Source organism: Streptomyces sp. NPDC006487 (assembly GCF_042870555.1).
Lineage (GTDB): Bacteria > Actinomycetota > Actinomycetes > Streptomycetales > Streptomycetaceae > Streptomyces.
Map to the genome: position 1 here is coordinate 175,877 of NZ_JBIAHN010000015.1, position 13,841 is coordinate 189,717.

14 protein-coding genes are annotated in these 13,841 nt (G+C 73.0%); 10 read left to right on the forward strand and 4 right to left on the reverse strand.

Annotated elements, in window-relative coordinates:
- Positions 1 to 134 precede the first annotated feature (134 nt).
- A complete protein-coding gene (locus ACFYM0_RS26725; protein ID WP_388505720.1) occupies positions 135 to 1,595 on the forward strand; it encodes an alkaline phosphatase PhoX in 1,461 nt (486 codons plus the stop codon).
- 83 nt (positions 1,596 to 1,678) lie between these two features.
- On the opposite strand, the gene ACFYM0_RS26730 is transcribed toward ACFYM0_RS26725, so the two are convergent.
- From ACFYM0_RS26730 to ACFYM0_RS26740, 3 genes are all read right to left on the reverse strand, one after another.
- Entirely contained in the window at positions 1,679 to 1,846 is a 168-nt protein-coding gene (locus ACFYM0_RS26730; protein ID WP_243338429.1) for a hypothetical protein, read from the reverse strand.
- 102 nt (positions 1,847 to 1,948) lie between these two features.
- Positions 1,949 to 3,223: a TerD family protein gene (locus tag ACFYM0_RS26735; protein ID WP_388505860.1), complete on the reverse strand. Its 1,275-nt coding sequence runs from the start codon at positions 3,221 to 3,223 to the stop codon at positions 1,949 to 1,951.
- 125 nt (positions 3,224 to 3,348) lie between these two features.
- A complete protein-coding gene (locus ACFYM0_RS26740) occupies positions 3,349 to 3,576 on the reverse strand; it encodes a hypothetical protein (protein WP_383942642.1) in 228 nt (75 codons plus the stop codon).
- Positions 3,577 to 3,683: 107 nt separating this feature from the next.
- Here ACFYM0_RS26740 and ACFYM0_RS26745 point away from each other — a divergent pair, with 107 nt between their 5' ends.
- The gene (locus tag ACFYM0_RS26745; protein WP_388505722.1) at positions 3,684 to 3,989 is read left to right on the forward strand and encodes an SHOCT domain-containing protein; all 306 of its coding nucleotides are present in this window, start codon (positions 3,684 to 3,686) and stop codon (positions 3,987 to 3,989) included.
- Between the two features lie 25 nt (positions 3,990 to 4,014).
- On the opposite strand, the gene ACFYM0_RS26750 is transcribed toward ACFYM0_RS26745, so the two are convergent.
- Positions 4,015 to 5,538 carry an aldehyde dehydrogenase (NADP(+)) gene (locus tag ACFYM0_RS26750; RefSeq protein ID WP_388505724.1) on the reverse strand — a complete coding sequence of 508 codons (1,524 nt, stop codon included), beginning with the start codon at positions 5,536 to 5,538 and terminating at the stop codon, positions 4,015 to 4,017.
- A 156-nt stretch (positions 5,539 to 5,694) separates the two neighbouring features.
- Between ACFYM0_RS26750 and ACFYM0_RS26755 the strand changes: the two genes are divergently transcribed.
- The 8 genes from ACFYM0_RS26755 to ACFYM0_RS26790 all read left to right on the forward strand — a co-directional run bounded on the left by ACFYM0_RS26755 (position 5,695) and on the right by ACFYM0_RS26790 (position 13,822).
- Positions 5,695 to 6,480, forward strand: a complete 786-nt coding sequence (locus ACFYM0_RS26755) for an IclR family transcriptional regulator (protein ID WP_388505726.1) — start codon at positions 5,695 to 5,697, stop codon at positions 6,478 to 6,480.
- Between the two features lie 116 nt (positions 6,481 to 6,596).
- Positions 6,597 to 7,664 (forward strand): hypothetical protein, encoded by a 1,068-nt coding sequence (locus tag ACFYM0_RS26760; RefSeq protein ID WP_388505728.1) that lies wholly within the window; start codon positions 6,597 to 6,599, stop codon positions 7,662 to 7,664.
- Between the two features lie 10 nt (positions 7,665 to 7,674).
- A complete protein-coding gene (locus ACFYM0_RS26765) occupies positions 7,675 to 9,051 on the forward strand; it encodes a sensor histidine kinase (protein WP_388505730.1) in 1,377 nt (458 codons plus the stop codon).
- Between the two features lie 125 nt (positions 9,052 to 9,176).
- Positions 9,177 to 9,848 (forward strand): response regulator, encoded by a 672-nt coding sequence (locus ACFYM0_RS26770; protein ID WP_388505732.1) that lies wholly within the window; start codon positions 9,177 to 9,179, stop codon positions 9,846 to 9,848.
- Between the two features lie 62 nt (positions 9,849 to 9,910).
- The gene (locus ACFYM0_RS26775; RefSeq protein ID WP_388505734.1) at positions 9,911 to 11,365 is read left to right on the forward strand and encodes a penicillin-binding transpeptidase domain-containing protein; all 1,455 of its coding nucleotides are present in this window, start codon (positions 9,911 to 9,913) and stop codon (positions 11,363 to 11,365) included.
- 51 nt (positions 11,366 to 11,416) lie between these two features.
- Positions 11,417 to 11,911, forward strand: coding sequence for a GNAT family N-acetyltransferase (locus tag ACFYM0_RS26780; RefSeq protein ID WP_388505736.1), 495 nt, complete (start codon positions 11,417 to 11,419; stop codon positions 11,909 to 11,911).
- Between the two features lie 58 nt (positions 11,912 to 11,969).
- Positions 11,970 to 12,680 (forward strand): DsbA family oxidoreductase, encoded by a 711-nt coding sequence (locus ACFYM0_RS26785; RefSeq protein ID WP_388505738.1) that lies wholly within the window; start codon positions 11,970 to 11,972, stop codon positions 12,678 to 12,680.
- Between the two features lie 83 nt (positions 12,681 to 12,763).
- Positions 12,764 to 13,822, forward strand: coding sequence for an aminotransferase class V-fold PLP-dependent enzyme (locus ACFYM0_RS26790; RefSeq protein ID WP_388505739.1), 1,059 nt, complete (start codon positions 12,764 to 12,766; stop codon positions 13,820 to 13,822).
- Positions 13,823 to 13,841 lie beyond the last annotated feature (19 nt).

Consider the following 13,841-nt stretch of genomic DNA (forward strand, 5'->3'; position numbering starts at 1 on the left):
TCGGCCAACGCGGACGCCGGACAAGGGGTCGATTCGTTTTCCCGGGTAGTTCAGTCGGCGTTCACGTGCGGGCGGGAGCGTGTGCGCCGACGACCGCACGACATGCGCACCACCTCCCCACCCCTGGAGACCCGATGCCGCTCAGCCGCAGAGATTTCACCACCCGCACCGCACTCGCGGGTGCGGGAGTCGCCCTCACCGGGACGGTCGGCGCACTGGCCACCGCCCCCGGGGCCCTCGCCGCGGACGACGGCGCACTGCAGGACGCCGACCGCGAGGGCCAGGGCGGCCACGGCCACGGCCACGGTCCCGGCTACGGCCCGCTCGTGCCCGACCCGGCCGGCATCCTGGCCCTCCCCGCCGGATTCACGTACCGCGTGATCACCCACAGCGGTGTCACGGCACTCGACTCGGGCGAGAGCACCCCGTCCAACCACGACGGCACGGCCGCCTTCGAGGGCCACCGGGGAGTCACCCTCCTCGTCAACAACCACGAGCTGAAGGGCCCGCGCACGAACTGGACGCACCCCGTCCCGCTCACCGAGGGGCTCGTCTACGACCCGGCCGCGGCCGGCGGCTGCACGGTCGTCGAGGTCCGGCGCGGCGGCGAGGTCGCCGAGTGGGTGGGCATCTCCGGCACGTCGACCAACTGTGCGGGCGGCTCCACCCCCTGGGACACCTGGCTGACCTGCGAGGAGAACTCGGACCTCGCCGGCAAGAACGGGATGACCAAGGACCACGGCTACGTCTTCGAGGTCGACCCGCACGACCGCCGCGCCAACCTCGACCCGAAGCCGGTCAAGGCGTTCGGGCGCTACGACCACGAGGCCGTGGTCATCGACCCGCGCCAGGGCCACGCCTACCTCACCGAGGACGCCTCCAACCCCAACGGGCTGCTCTTCCGCTGGACCCCGCCGGCAGGCTTCCGCCACGGGCGCGGCAAGCTCCGGCACCTCGCCGACGACGCCGGTGTGCTGGCGGCCGCCAAGTGCTTCGACAGCGCGGGGCGGTTCGTCGACGACCTCTCGCGGGCGACGAAGATCGGGACCACCTACGGGGTGGACTGGGTGCCGGTCCCGGACCGCGACGCGCGCACCGTGGCGGTGCGCAAGCAGTTCGGCGAGGCGGCCGTGACCCGCGCGCGCAAGCTGGAGGGCATGTGGTGGGCCGACGGCGGCGCGTACTTCGTCTCCTCCTACGCCCGTGAGGAGAGCCCGGGCGCGGCCCACGACGGCCAGGTGTGGTTCTACGACCCCAAGCGCCGCACGGTGCGGCTGCAGGTGCTGCTCGGGGTGAATGCCGACCCGTCGGTGGAAGGCGGGTACGACGGCCCGGACAACATCACGGTCTCCCCGTACGGCGGTCTGGTCATCGCGGAGGACGGCTCGGGGCTGCAGCACCTGTTCGGCGCGACCGACTCGGGGCGCACCTACCCGCTGGCCCGCAACGAGCTGAACATCGGGACGGCCGAGGAGCCGGAGTACTCGGAGTTCACGGGCGTCTGCTTCTCGCCGGACGGGCGGACGCTGTTCGCCAACATCCAGGACCCGGGCATCATGCTGGCCGTCACGGGACCGTGGCGGCGCGGACGCTGACCCGCCGGCCGCGGACATGAGAAGAGCCGCCGGGCCTTGGGGCCGGCGGCTCTTCTCGTTGCCTCATCTGTTCGTCTGTTCGTTTACTGAGCTTCGGCGCGGCTGGCCGCGGCCCACTCTTCGAGGAGGAACTCGTACGCCTCGGAGGGCCACTCGCCGTCCACCCGGCTCTCGACGAGCTGCCGGATCGCCTCGTTCGCCTCAGCGGCGGACGGGCGCGCGGGGCCCGCGGGCTGGAGTGTCTGGTGCATGCTTCCAAGGCTACGGGCGGGCACTGACAGCCACCTCCGTTTTAAAGGTGGAACAGATCACCCGGGGAGGGCGTCCGTCGCTCCATGTGCCCGCCCACCTGCTCAGAGTGCCTGTGCGGCCGGTTTGACCATGCCCCGCACTGTGCGCGACTTCACAAACTCGCCCATGGCCGTCATCTCCCATTCGCCGGAAAACTGCTTGATCAGCTTGGCCATCATCACGCCGGTCTGCGGCTCGGCGCTCGTGAGGTCGAAGCGGACCAGCTCCTCGTTGGTCGCGGCGTCGATGAGGCGGCAGTAGGCCTTGGCCACCTCGGTGAACTTCTGGCCGGAGAAGGAGTTGACCGTGAAGACGAGGCCCGTCGCATCCGCGGGCAGCCGGCCGAGGTCCACGACGATCACCTCGTCGTCGCCCGCGCCCTCGCCGGTGAGGTTGTCGCCCGAGTGCTTGATCGACCCGCCGAGGATGGAGAGCTTGCCGAAGTAGCAGCTGTCGATGTGGTTGCGCTGCGGGCCGTACGCGATGACCGAGGCGTCGAGGTCGATGTCCCGGCCGCGGAACGCGGGCTCCCAGCCGAGGCCCATCTTGACCTGGGAGAGCAGCGGGCGGCCGCCCTTGACCAGGGAAACGGTCTGGTTCTTCTGGAGGCTGACCCGGCCCTTGTCGAGGTTGATCTTCCCGGCGCCGGGTGCGGGGGCGGCGGCGACCGGCGCGGGTGCGACCGGCGCCGGGGCGACCGGGGCGGGTGCCGGGGTCGCCCCGGGCGCGCCGCTGGTGAGCCAGGGCGAGGCCGCGTAGGTGGGCGGCGCCGCCGGGGGGGCCGGGGGAGCGGGCGGTACGGGCGGGGCGACGGGGGCCGGGGCGGCTGCCACCGGAGCCGGCTCCTCGTCCACCGAGACGCCGAAGTCGGTCGCGATGCCGGCGAGGCCGTTCGCGTACCCCTGGCCGACCGCGCGCACCTTCCACACGCCGCCGCGCTGGTAGACCTCGACGACCACCAGGGCGGTCTCCGTGCCGAGCTGCGGCGGGGTGAAGGAGGAGATCACCGCGCTGGTGCCGGCGTCCCGGACGGTGGCGGTGGGCTCGATGCCCTGGAAGGACTGGCCCGCGGCGTCCGGGCTGGCGGTGATGACGATCCGCTCGATGCCGGGCGGGACCGCACCGGTGTCCACGGTGATCGAGTCCGGTGCCGTGCCGCCGCCCGAGCGGTAGGTGACGCCGGGGCCGGACGGCTGGTTGAAGAAGATGAAATCGGCGTCGGAACGCACCTTGCCGTCGGCGCCGAGGAGCAGCGCGGACACGTCGAGCCGCACCGGGGCAGCCACGTCGACCGTCACGCGGACGGCATTGAGCGGCAGGTTGGAACCAGGGGTCATAGCGGTCATGCCGGGAGAACGACCGAGGTGGCTTTGCCGTTCCCTTACTTTCACCCGGTTTCCCGGTTCTTCACTCCCGCCCCATGCCCGCCCCGCTCCCGCCCCACTCTGGTGCCCCCCGTGCCTCAGACGCGCCCCCGGTTTCGGGGGTGGTTCCTGGCGGTCCGCTCGTTGCCGAACTTGTAGGAGCCGGTCCAGCGCGCCATGACGAGCTGGGCGTCACCGGCTTCGACCTCGGCCAGGAAGGCGGCGGCCCGCCCGCCCCGGAGGGTGGCCGCGGACCGGCCCTGGTGGGTGATGACGACGCTCTGGTCGCCCCGCTGTTCGTACGAGAATCCGTGAGGTTTCGGCATGGGCCGAGGGTGCCCTCCCCGGCCGGTGGCCTGCAACGCAATTCCTCGACCCGGCTCACGGTGCGGTGTCAGCCCCGGCGCGTAAGACCCTTTTTTGCGGTGATTTCATGCGCTATCGAAGGGGTTTGTCATGCCTGGTCTCCGGCAGGATGCAGCGGGGCCGGGCCGAGCGCGGCGCGCAGCAGCAGGCGGCGGCGGACGCCGAGCAGCAGGCCCTCGTCAACCAGGCCGCGGCCCGGGCGGCCGCGCAGCAGCAGGCCTGGCAGCAGACTCGGCAGGCCCCGCCGCCGGCCGCCGCGGCTCCCGCGGCCGACCGGGTCGGCCAGCTCACCGCGCTGGCCGAACTGAAGGCCCAGGGCCTGCTCACCGACGAGGAGTTCGCGGCGGAGAAGGCCCGGGTCCTGGGCACCTGACCCCGCCGCGCCCCGCCGATGGTCCCTAGCCTCCCGTGACCCGTCGCGGGAGGTTCAGCGGGTTGGCCTCGCGGAGTTCCGCCGGGAGCAGGGCGTCCGGCACCGACTGGTAGGCCACCGGGCGCAGCCAGCGCTCGATCGCGGTGCCGCCGACCGAGGTGGAGTGGGAGGTCGCCGCCGGGTAGGGGCCGCCGTGGTGCTGGGCCGGGGCCACCGCCACACCGGTCGGCCAGCCGTTGACCACGACCCGGCCCGCCAGCGTCGTGACCTGGGAGATCAGCTCCGCCGCCGGACCCGGGCCGCCGTCCGCCTCGGCGGCCGACAGCTGGAGCGTCGCGGTGAGGTTCCCGGGGAGCCGCCCGAGCACGGCTGCGGCCTCGTCCTGGCCCGCGTATCGGGCCAGCACGGTGACGGGGCCGAAGCACTCCTCCAGGAGCACCTCGTAGGGACCGCCCTCGAGCAGGGTCCGTGCCGCCACGCTCAGGTAGCCCGCGCCGACGGTGTGCTCGCCGCCGGAGCCGGGGGTGACGGGCGCGTCGACCCCGGGCAGCGCCGCGCGCTCGCGGACCCCTGCGACGAAGTTCGCCCGCATCCGGTGGTCCAGGAGCACTCCGGGCTCGGTCTCCCCGATCGCCTTGGTCAGGGCGCCCGCGAGCCGGTCCCCGTCCGCACCCTCGGGTACGAGGACCAGGCCGGGCTTGACGCAGAACTGGCCGACGCCGAGCGTGACCGAGCCGGCCAGCCCGCCGCCGATCTCCTCGGCGCGCTCGGCGGCGGCCGCCGGGGTGACCACGACCGGGTTCAGGGAGCCCAGTTCCCCGTGGAAGGGGATCGGTACGGGCCGCGCCGCGGCGGCGTCGAACAGGGCCCGCCCGCCCCGGATGGACCCGGTGAACCCGGCGGCGCCGACCAGCGGGTGCCGGATCAGCTCCAGGCCCGCGTCGAACCCGTGGACCACGGCGACGACCTCGGCCGGCAGCCCGGCGGCGACGGCGGCCCGGCGCAGCAGCGAGGCGCACAGCTCGGAGGTGGCCGGGTGGTCGGGGTGCGCCTTGACCACGACCGGGCAGCCCGCCGCCAGCGCGCTGGCGGTGTCGCCGCCCGGCACGGAGAAGGCGAGGGGGAAGTTGGAGGCGGCGTACACCGCGACCACGCCCAGTGGCACCTTGTAGCGGCGCAGTTCGGGGCGGGGCGGGGTGGTGGTGGGATCGGCGTGGTCGATGCGGATGTCGAGGTGGGAGCCCTCGTCCACGGCGTCGGCGAAGGCCCGGAACTGGCCCGTGGTGCGGGCGAGCTCGCCGGTGAGCCGGCCGGGGCCGAGCGCCGTCTCGGCGTCGGCGGCCTCGATGACGTGAGGGCCCGCCTCGTCGAGCAGATCGGCGGCGGTCCGCAGGAAGGCGGCGCGCCTCCCGGCGTCGGCCAGCGAGCCGCGGGCGGCGTGGGCCGCGCGCACGGCTTCGTCCACCTCCCGGGGTGTGGCCTCCACCGCAACCTGCTCGCGGTGCTTCCCGGTGCGGGGGTCCACACTCCAGACTGGTGTTGCTGCCATGGCGAACTGCCTCCTGGATCTACGCTGCCCCGCGCGGATGCGTTCAGTATGGTGAACGCTGTTCCGTTGGATGAATGATCACATCCACCGTGGACTCTATTTCCGTGTCTTCCGGGTTGACAAGAGACAGCAAGAGACAGAGGGGCACGAAGGCGGATGACCACCACAGCTGAGTCGGGGGGCTCGGGAGCGCCGGCGGCCGTCAAGTCGGCGGTACGCACGGTCCAGTTGCTGGAACACTTCGCTTCCCGGCCGGGGCTGCACAGCCTGGCCGACATCCAGAGCGATCTCTCCCTTCCCAAATCCAGCCTGTACATGCTGCTGCGCACGCTGGTGAACCTGGGCTGGGTGGAGACGGACGCCACGGGCACGCGGTACGGCATCGGCGTGCGGGCGCTGCTCGTCGGCAGCTCGTACATCGACGGGGACGAGGTGGTCGCGGCGGCGCGGCCCACCCTGGACCGGCTCTCCGACGACACGACGGAGACGATCCACCTGGCCCGTCTGGACGGGACGAGCGTGGTCTACCTGGCGACCCGGCAGTCCCAGCACTACCTGCGGCCCTTCACCCGCGTCGGGCGGCGGCTGCCGGTGCACTCGACGGCGCTCGGCAAGGCGCTGCTGGCCACGCACACGGACGACGAGGTGCGCGCACTGCTGCCGCGGCGGCTCGAAGCCGTCACCGAGCACACCATCACCGACCGCGAGCGGCTCATCGAGGACCTGGCACTGGTACGGGAGCAGGGGTACGCGGTGGACCGGGAGGAGAACACGCTCGGACTGCGCTGCTTCGGGGTGGCGGTGCCGTACCGGACGCCGGCGCGGGACGCGGTGAGCTGTTCGGTGCCGGTGGCGCGGCTGACTCCGGGGCACGAACGGGGCATCAAGGCGGCGCTGTTCGCGGCCCGCGACCGGCTGTCGGTGGTGACGCGGCGGATGTAGCCGCGGGGGTGTGGCGGAGCGCGGGGCCTGGAGGGCGGGGTTCCTCCCCCGGGCGGGGGAGGTGGATCCCCTTCACGGGGGAGGTGGCGGGGGCGCGGACGCGGGACCGTTGATCCATGAGCACACGAGCCGTTCACACGTCGCGATCGACCAGCGGAGCCCGGCCGTCGTCCACCGGGCCGTCGTCCACCCGCCCGTCGTCCACCCGCCCGTCTTCCACCCGGCCGTCGGCCGGGCGCAGGTTCCTGCGGGCGGCGGCCATCGCCGCCACCGTTCCCTATCTGACGCTGAAGACCGCCTGGCTGGCCGGGAGCCACATCGGGATACCGGACGGCAGCGTGCTCCTGGAGCCGGGCAGCGCGTTCTTCACCGTGCTCAACGCCCTGTCGCTGGTCATGGACTCCAGCGTGGTCCTGCTCGTCCTGGTGCTCACCCGGCCCTGGGGGATGCGCGTGCCGTCCTGGCTGCTGATCTCCCCCGTCTTCATCGCCACCGGGCTCCTGACGCCGATCGTCCTCGGCTTCCCCGGTCAGCTCCTCCTGCGCGGCATGGGGCTGGGGCCGGACGAGGCCGCGAGAGCGGCCCAGCCGCCCTTCCTCGATCCATGGGTGTTCAACGTGGTCTACCCCGGCTTCATCATCCAAGCCATAGCCCTGGCAGGGCTGTTCGTGCCCTATGCGCGAGAGCGCTGGGGCGGGTGCTGGCAGGGCGTCCTCGGTCCGGTGGTCCCCCCGGACGGGGTCCGGGGCAGGTTCCCGTCACCCACGGGGGTGGTGGCGGGAGCCGCGGCGGCGGTGGCCTCGGTGGTGGCGACCGCGCACCTGTACTGGGCCTTCGGCGGCACGGCCGGGCACAACGCGGATCAGATCGCGCAGTACTCCTCCGATGCGGGCACGGTGTCCTTCATCCACGCGGTGTGTGCGCTGACGGCCGCGGCGGGGGCGGTGTTGCTGGCCAGGGGCGGGGACCGGCGGGCGTGGTGGCCGCTGGGCATGGCGTGGACCGGGTCGGCCGCGACCCTGTGCTGGGGCATGTGGATGATGACCGCGGTGGTGGGCGGGGACCCCGGCCCGGGCGAACGGACGACCACCGCGACCTATCTGATCTACGCTGGCCAGATGATCATCGGCCTCCTCGCGGCCGGTGTCACGGCGCGGTTCCTCGCCACGCGCCGAGCGGCCTGAAGGGGGCGGCGTGGAGAGGTGGTTGGGGAAGGGGGCCCGGCTGCGCTGGGTTCATCTGATCCTCGGCGGGGCCCTTCTGATGCCGTACTTCCTGCTCGCGGAGGTGGTGGTCGGTGTCCTCGCCGGCGGGACCAACGCACGCGACTCCCTGCCGCTCAGCCTCGCCGCCTACGCCACCGCCCTGCCGCTCGTCGCCGTGACCGGGCTGCTCCGACTGGTCCGGCCGATGTCGGTGGCCGCCGCGCGCGCCCTGTGCGGGGTTCCGGGGGAGCGGTTCGCCGGGGGGCCGGCCCGGAGCTGGGCGGCCCGGGGGCGGGCCTCGGCCTGGTGGACCCTGCACCTGGGGATCGGCGCACTGGTCAGCGGGATGAGCCTGGCGGTGCCGCCCATGGCGGTGGTGCTGCTCGCCCTGCCGTTCGTGAGCGCGCTGCGGGACTTCCCGGTCCGGCTCGGCTCGTTCGACGCACGGGCCGAGCCGTACGTGGCCCCCTTGCTCGGAATCGGGCTGCTGGCCGGGCTCGTGCTCTGCGCCGCCGCGGCGGGGGCGCTGCTGGCGCGGCTGGCGCCCGTACTGCTCGGGCCGACGGGGGCGGACCGGCTGGCGGCCGCCGAGGAGCGTGCCGCGGACCTGGCGGTCCGCAACCGGCTCGCGCGGGAGCTGCACGACGCCGTCGGGCACGCCCTGAGCGCGGTCACCCTCCAGGCGAGCGCCGCCCGGCGGGTGCTCGACAGCGACCCCGGCTTCGTCCGGGAGGCGCTCGCCGCGATCGAGGACACCACCCGGCGCACTGTGGGGGAGCTGGACGCCGTGCTCGGCCTGCTGCGCGAGGGCGAGGGCGAGGGCGGCGGAGCGGGCGCCGGCGGCACCGGGCTGCCCGCCGCTCCGACGCTCGCCGCCGACCTCGACGGGCTGCTGGCCCGCAGCCGGGCCTCCGGGACCCCGATCGCCGCCCGCCAGGACCCGGGACAGGCCGGTGACTGGGGGTGGCTTCCGGCGATCGCCTCCCGCGAGGCCTACCGGATCGTGCAGGAGGGGCTGAGCAACGCACTGCGGCACGGGACGGGCCCGGTCGACCTGCGGATCCGCGTACGGGTACGGGAGGGAGGGGGTGGACAGGGCGGACGGGGCGGACAGGGGGAGCGCGGTGGGCACGGGGAACCCGGTGGATACGGGGAACCCGGTCGATACGAGGAACTGGAGATCACCATGACGAACGATCCGGCGGCGGCGGCCGAGGCCGCTCCGCGGGCCCGGACCACCGGGGGCCGGGGGCTGCACGGCGCAGCCGAGCGTGCCGCGCTGCTCGGCGGGCAGGTCGAGGCCGGTCCGTACGAGGGCCGGTGGCGGCTGCTGGCCGTCCTTCCGCTGGGCGAGGCCGCCCGATGAGGCCGCCTTCGCCGTCCGAGGCCCCGCCCCCGGCTGCGTCGGCGCCCCCGGCCGCGGCCGCGGCCGCGAAGGTGGCCGCTCCCGCGACCCGGGAGACGACTCCGCCCGCGGCCCCGGTGGCATCCTTGCCGCCCCGCCCGCCGCTGCGCCTGGTCGTGGCCGACGACGAGCGGATGGTCCGTACCGCCCTGCGGGTCATCCTCGACGCCGAGCCCGACCTGGAGGTCGTCGGCGAGGCTGCCACCGGAGCCGAGGCCGTGGCCGTGGTCCGGGCGCTCGCCCCCGACGTGGTGCTGATGGACGTGCGGATGCCGGAGATCGACGGCATCCGGGCCACCGAGCGGATCCTCGCCACCATGACGGAGCCGCCCCGGATCGTGGTGGTCACCACCTTCGAGAACGACGCCTACGTGTACGAGGCGCTGCGCGCGGGAGCCGCCGGGTTCCTCCTCAAGCGGGCCGATCCCGATGAGCTGACCGCCGCGGTCCGGCTCGTGGCCCGAGGGGACTCGCTGCTCTTCCCGGCGGCCGTCCGCTCCCTGGCCGCCGCCCACACCGCGCCCGGGGCGGGACCGGCCGCCGCGCCCTGGGTCGCCCGGCTCACGGACCGGGAGGCCGACGTACTGCGGCTGATGGCCACCGGGCTCTCCAACCACGAGGTGAGCGAGCGGCTCGGGGTCGGCCCGCAGACGGTCAAGACGCACGTGGCCGCGGTCCTGGCCAAGACCGGGTCCCGGGACCGCACCCAGGCGGTCATCGCGGCGTACGAGGGGGGCTTCCTCATGAAGAAAGGCTGAGAACTCCGCCACAATCGGGGCAGAGCGGAACGGCTGGGGCGGGCGGGACGTCCTTCTGGGGGATGAACAAGACGATCAGGCGTGCGTCGGTCTTCTGTCTGCTTCTGGTGCTGGCCCTTTTGGTGCGGGTCACCTGGGTGCAGGCATATCAAGGCCAGGCCCTCGCAGACGACACCAACAACCGGCGCAACCTCATCGGGAAGTACGAGAACCCGTTGGGGAACATCATCGTGGGCGGTGAGGCGATCACCGGTTCCAAGGACACCGGCGGCAAGGACTTCCGGTACAAGCGGACCTATACGGACGGACCGCTGTACGCGCCGATCACCGGCTACAGCTCCCAGGCCTTCGGGTCGAGCATGCTGGAGGGCGTCTACAAGAACATCCTCAACGGCACCGACAACCGGCTCAAGACGATCATGGACACGCTCACCAACAAGCGGGCCGCCCCGGGCAACGTCCTCACCACGATCGACAAGGACGTCCAGAAGGCGGGCTACGACGCGCTCCAGGGCAAGCAGGGCTCGGCCGTGGCGATCGACCCGGCGACGGGCGAGATCCTGGCCGTCGTGAACAACCCGTCCTTCGACCCCGGCAGCATCTCCGGCGCCGGAGAGGCGGAGCAGAAGGCGTGGGCGGCGCTCAGTGCCGACCAGGGCAAGGCCATGGAGAACACCGCCCTGCGCAAGCCGCAGGCGCCGGGCTCCACCTTCAAGCTGGTCACCCTCGCCGCGGCCATCGAGAACGACCTGGTCACGAACATCGACACGCCGACCGGTATCCCCGGCGACTACACGATCCCCGGGACGCGGACCAAGCTGCGCAGCGAGGTGGACGACTCGCTCTGCAACAACGTCTCCCCCCGGACCGCGCTGAAGCTGTCCTGCAACAACGTCTTCGCGGAGTTCGCCCACAGGCTCGGCCAGGACAAGATGCGCGCCATGGCGGAGAAGCTCGGCTTCAACGTGGTGCAGAAGACCCCCGTCTGGACCAGCCCGTCCAGCAAGTACCCGACGAAGAAGATGTCGGTCGACCAGGTCGCGCAGACCGGTATCGGCCAGTTCGACGTCCAGGCCACCCCGCTGCAGATGGCGATGGTGACGGCCGCGATCGAGAACGGCGGCAAGCTGGTCTCCCCGCACGAGGTCTCCGAGGTCACCGACTCCGACGGCAACGTGCTCGAGAGCTTCAAGGACCCGAAGTCCGCGCAGGTGATGAGCGGGAAGACCGCCTCGATGCTCCAGGACGCCATGCGGACGGTCGCCACCGAAGGCGGCGGCAAGAACGTCCAGATCCCGGGCGTCGAGTCGGGAGCCAAGACCGGTACCGCTCAGCGCGGCGTGAACAACAGCCTGCCGCCGCTGGCCTGGTACACCACGTACGGAAAGATGAACGGCAAGCAGATCGCGATCACCGTCGTGATCGAGAACTCGGACACGGACCGCTCCGAGATCGGCGGCGGCAAGCTGGCCGCCCCGGTGGCGCAGAAGATGATGAAGGCCTGGCTGAAGAAGTAGCCCGTGGAGTGCGCCGGGAACCGGCAGGATTCCCGGCGCGTTCTCCTTCCCGTGATCAGGACCGCGCAGCCGGAAGACCTCGACGCCATCGCCGCCCTCCACACCCGGGCCCGGGCCACCTACTACCGGGGCCGGGTACCCGAGGAGACCTACGGCGGCACCGCCGAACTGGCGCGCACCCGTGAGGGCTGGTCCCGTGCGGTGGCCCGGTCCGCGGCCGACGGCGGGGTGCTCTGCGCCGAGAGCGGCGGCGAACTCACCGGGGTGGCGGCCTTCCGCACCGCCGACGGCGAGACCACCCTCACCCAGCTGCACGTGGACCCCGTCCACTGGCGCCGCGGCACCGGGGCGGCCCTGCACGCCGCCTGCCTCGACACCTGGCGCCGGGCGGGCGTCCGCAGGGTCCGCCTGGAGGTCTACGAGCACAACCTCCGCGCCCAGGCCTTCTACGCCACCCACGGCTGGCTCCCGGATCCCGTCGGCGCCCGGGCCGCGGGCTCCCACCGCATCCTGTGGCTCACGGTGGGGGACCCGTCCGGGGAATGAGACACGGGGGCAGATGGTTGAACACGGAACAGTTGATTCCGTGGAGGGAAGAAGGAACATGCGCGTCGAGATCTGGAGCGACATCGCCTGCCCGTGGTGCTACATCGGCAAGGCCCGGTTCGCCAAGGGGCTGGCCGGCTTCGCACACCGCGAGGAGGTCGAGGTGGTCTACCGCTCCTTCGAGCTCGACCCGAACGGCCCCAAGGGTCAGGTGGCGCCGGTCGTGGAGATGCTGGCCAAGAAGTACGGCCGCACCCTCGACGAGGCCCGCGGCATGGAGGAGCACGTCGCCGCGAGCGCCCGTGCCGAGGGGCTGACGTACCGCACCGAGGGCCGTGACCACGGCAACACCTTCGACATCCACCGCCTGCTGCACCTGGCCGCCGACCGCGGCCGCCAGGAGGAGCTGCTCGACCTCGCCTACCGCGCCAACTTCGGCGAGGAGCGCTCCGTCTTCGACCCCGAGGTGCTGGTCGCCCTCGCGGTGGAGGCCGGACTGGGCGAGGCCGAGGCCCGCTCGGTGCTGGCCGACGAGTCCGCGTACGCCGCCGAGGTGCGGGCCGACGAGCGCGAGGCGTCCGAGCTGGGCGCGAACGCCGTACCGTTCTTCGTGCTCGACCGCCGCTTCGGGATCTCCGGGGGTCAGCCCGCCGAGGTGTTCACGCAGGCGCTGGAGCAGGCCTGGGCCGGCCGCGAGGTCCTCGCGCCCGCCGCCCCCGAGGGCGAGGCGTGCGAGCCCGACGGCGCGTGCGCGGTACCGCGCCCGTAAGGGATCTTCATAAGTAATCCTTTGGTGTGGCACGCTGAACTCGTCAATAGACTTTGTGATGGTCCTGGCGCAGAGTGAAGGGCATGGATCTATCTGCGCCCGGGGCCGTCCGCGACGAGTTCGCGCACTCCGTCACCTACCTCAACACCGCCACCTGCGGGATCCTCCCGCGAGCCGCCGTCGCCGAGGTGCGGCGGCTCGCGGAGGCGGCAGGGGCCGGACTCCCGGAAGGCTTCGGTGACTTCGGCCGCGTCGAACGGGTCCGCGGGTCGTTCGCCCGCCTCGTCGGGGTCCGTGCGGACCGCGTGGCCGTCGGCTCGGCCGTCTCCACCCACGTCGGCCTGGTCTCCGCCTCCCTCCCGGCCGGATCCGAAGTCCTTTGCCCCGAGGGGGAGTTCGCCTCGGTCATCAACCCCTTCGTGGTCCGCGACGACCTCAAGGTCCGCTTCGCCCCGCTGGAGTCCCTCGCCGAAGCCGTCGGCCCGGACACCGCACTGGTGGCGCTGAGCGCCGTACAGTCCGCCGACGGGCGTACGGCGGACCTGGCGGCCGTCCGCGCGGCGACCGCCGGGCACGGGGCGCGGATGCTGGTCGACGCCTCCCAGGCGGCGGGCTGGCTGCCCTTCGACGCGAGCCCCTACGACTACACGGTCACCGCGGGGTACAAGTGGCTGCTCGCCTCGCGCGGTGTCTCCTACCTCACGGTCTCGGAGGAGGCCCAGGACTCCCTGACCCCGCTGCACGCCGGCTGGGTGGCGCTCGCCGACATGTGGGACGCCATCTACGGCCCGCTGCGGGAACTGGCGCACGGAGCCCGGCGCTTCGACGAGTCCCCGGCCTTCTTGGCCTACCACGCCGCCGAGCCCTCACTGGCCCTGCTGGAGCGGATCGGCATCGACGCCGTCCACGCCCACGACACCGCCCTGGCCGCCCGCTACCGCGACGGCCTCGCCCGCCTCGGCCACGAGCCCGTCCCGGGCCGGTCCCCGATCGTCTCGGTACCGGGCCTGGCCGGCCGTCAGAGCGCCCTGCTGGCCGCGGGCATCTCCACGTCCGCCCGCGCGGGAAGCCTGCGGGCCTCCTTCCACCTCTACAACACCGAGGCGGACGTGGACCGGCTGCTGAACCTCCTGGACGGCTGATCCCGGACGGCTGATCCCT

Excerpts from the sequence above, each read along its gene's own strand:
- ACFYM0_RS26725 (WP_388505720.1), top strand. The coding sequence starts at position 135 with ATGCCGCTCAGCCGCAGAGATTTCACCACCCGCACCGCACTCGCGGGT.
- ACFYM0_RS26730 (WP_243338429.1), bottom strand. The coding sequence starts at position 1,846 with ATGCACCAGACACTCCAGCCCGCGGGCCCCGCGCGCCCGTCCGCCGCT.
- ACFYM0_RS26735 (WP_388505860.1), bottom strand. The coding sequence starts at position 3,223 with ATGACCCCTGGTTCCAACCTGCCGCTCAATGCCGTCCGCGTGACGGTC.
- ACFYM0_RS26740 (WP_383942642.1), bottom strand. The coding sequence starts at position 3,576 with ATGCCGAAACCTCACGGATTCTCGTACGAACAGCGGGGCGACCAGAGC.
- ACFYM0_RS26745 (WP_388505722.1), top strand. The coding sequence starts at position 3,684 with ATGCGCTATCGAAGGGGTTTGTCATGCCTGGTCTCCGGCAGGATGCAG.
- ACFYM0_RS26750 (WP_388505724.1), bottom strand. The coding sequence starts at position 5,538 with ATGGCAGCAACACCAGTCTGGAGTGTGGACCCCCGCACCGGGAAGCAC.
- ACFYM0_RS26755 (WP_388505726.1), top strand. The coding sequence starts at position 5,695 with ATGACCACCACAGCTGAGTCGGGGGGCTCGGGAGCGCCGGCGGCCGTC.
- ACFYM0_RS26760 (WP_388505728.1), top strand. The coding sequence starts at position 6,597 with ATGAGCACACGAGCCGTTCACACGTCGCGATCGACCAGCGGAGCCCGG.
- ACFYM0_RS26775 (WP_388505734.1), top strand. The coding sequence starts at position 9,911 with ATGAACAAGACGATCAGGCGTGCGTCGGTCTTCTGTCTGCTTCTGGTG.
- ACFYM0_RS26785 (WP_388505738.1), top strand. The coding sequence starts at position 11,970 with ATGCGCGTCGAGATCTGGAGCGACATCGCCTGCCCGTGGTGCTACATC.
- ACFYM0_RS26790 (WP_388505739.1), top strand. The coding sequence starts at position 12,764 with ATGGATCTATCTGCGCCCGGGGCCGTCCGCGACGAGTTCGCGCACTCC.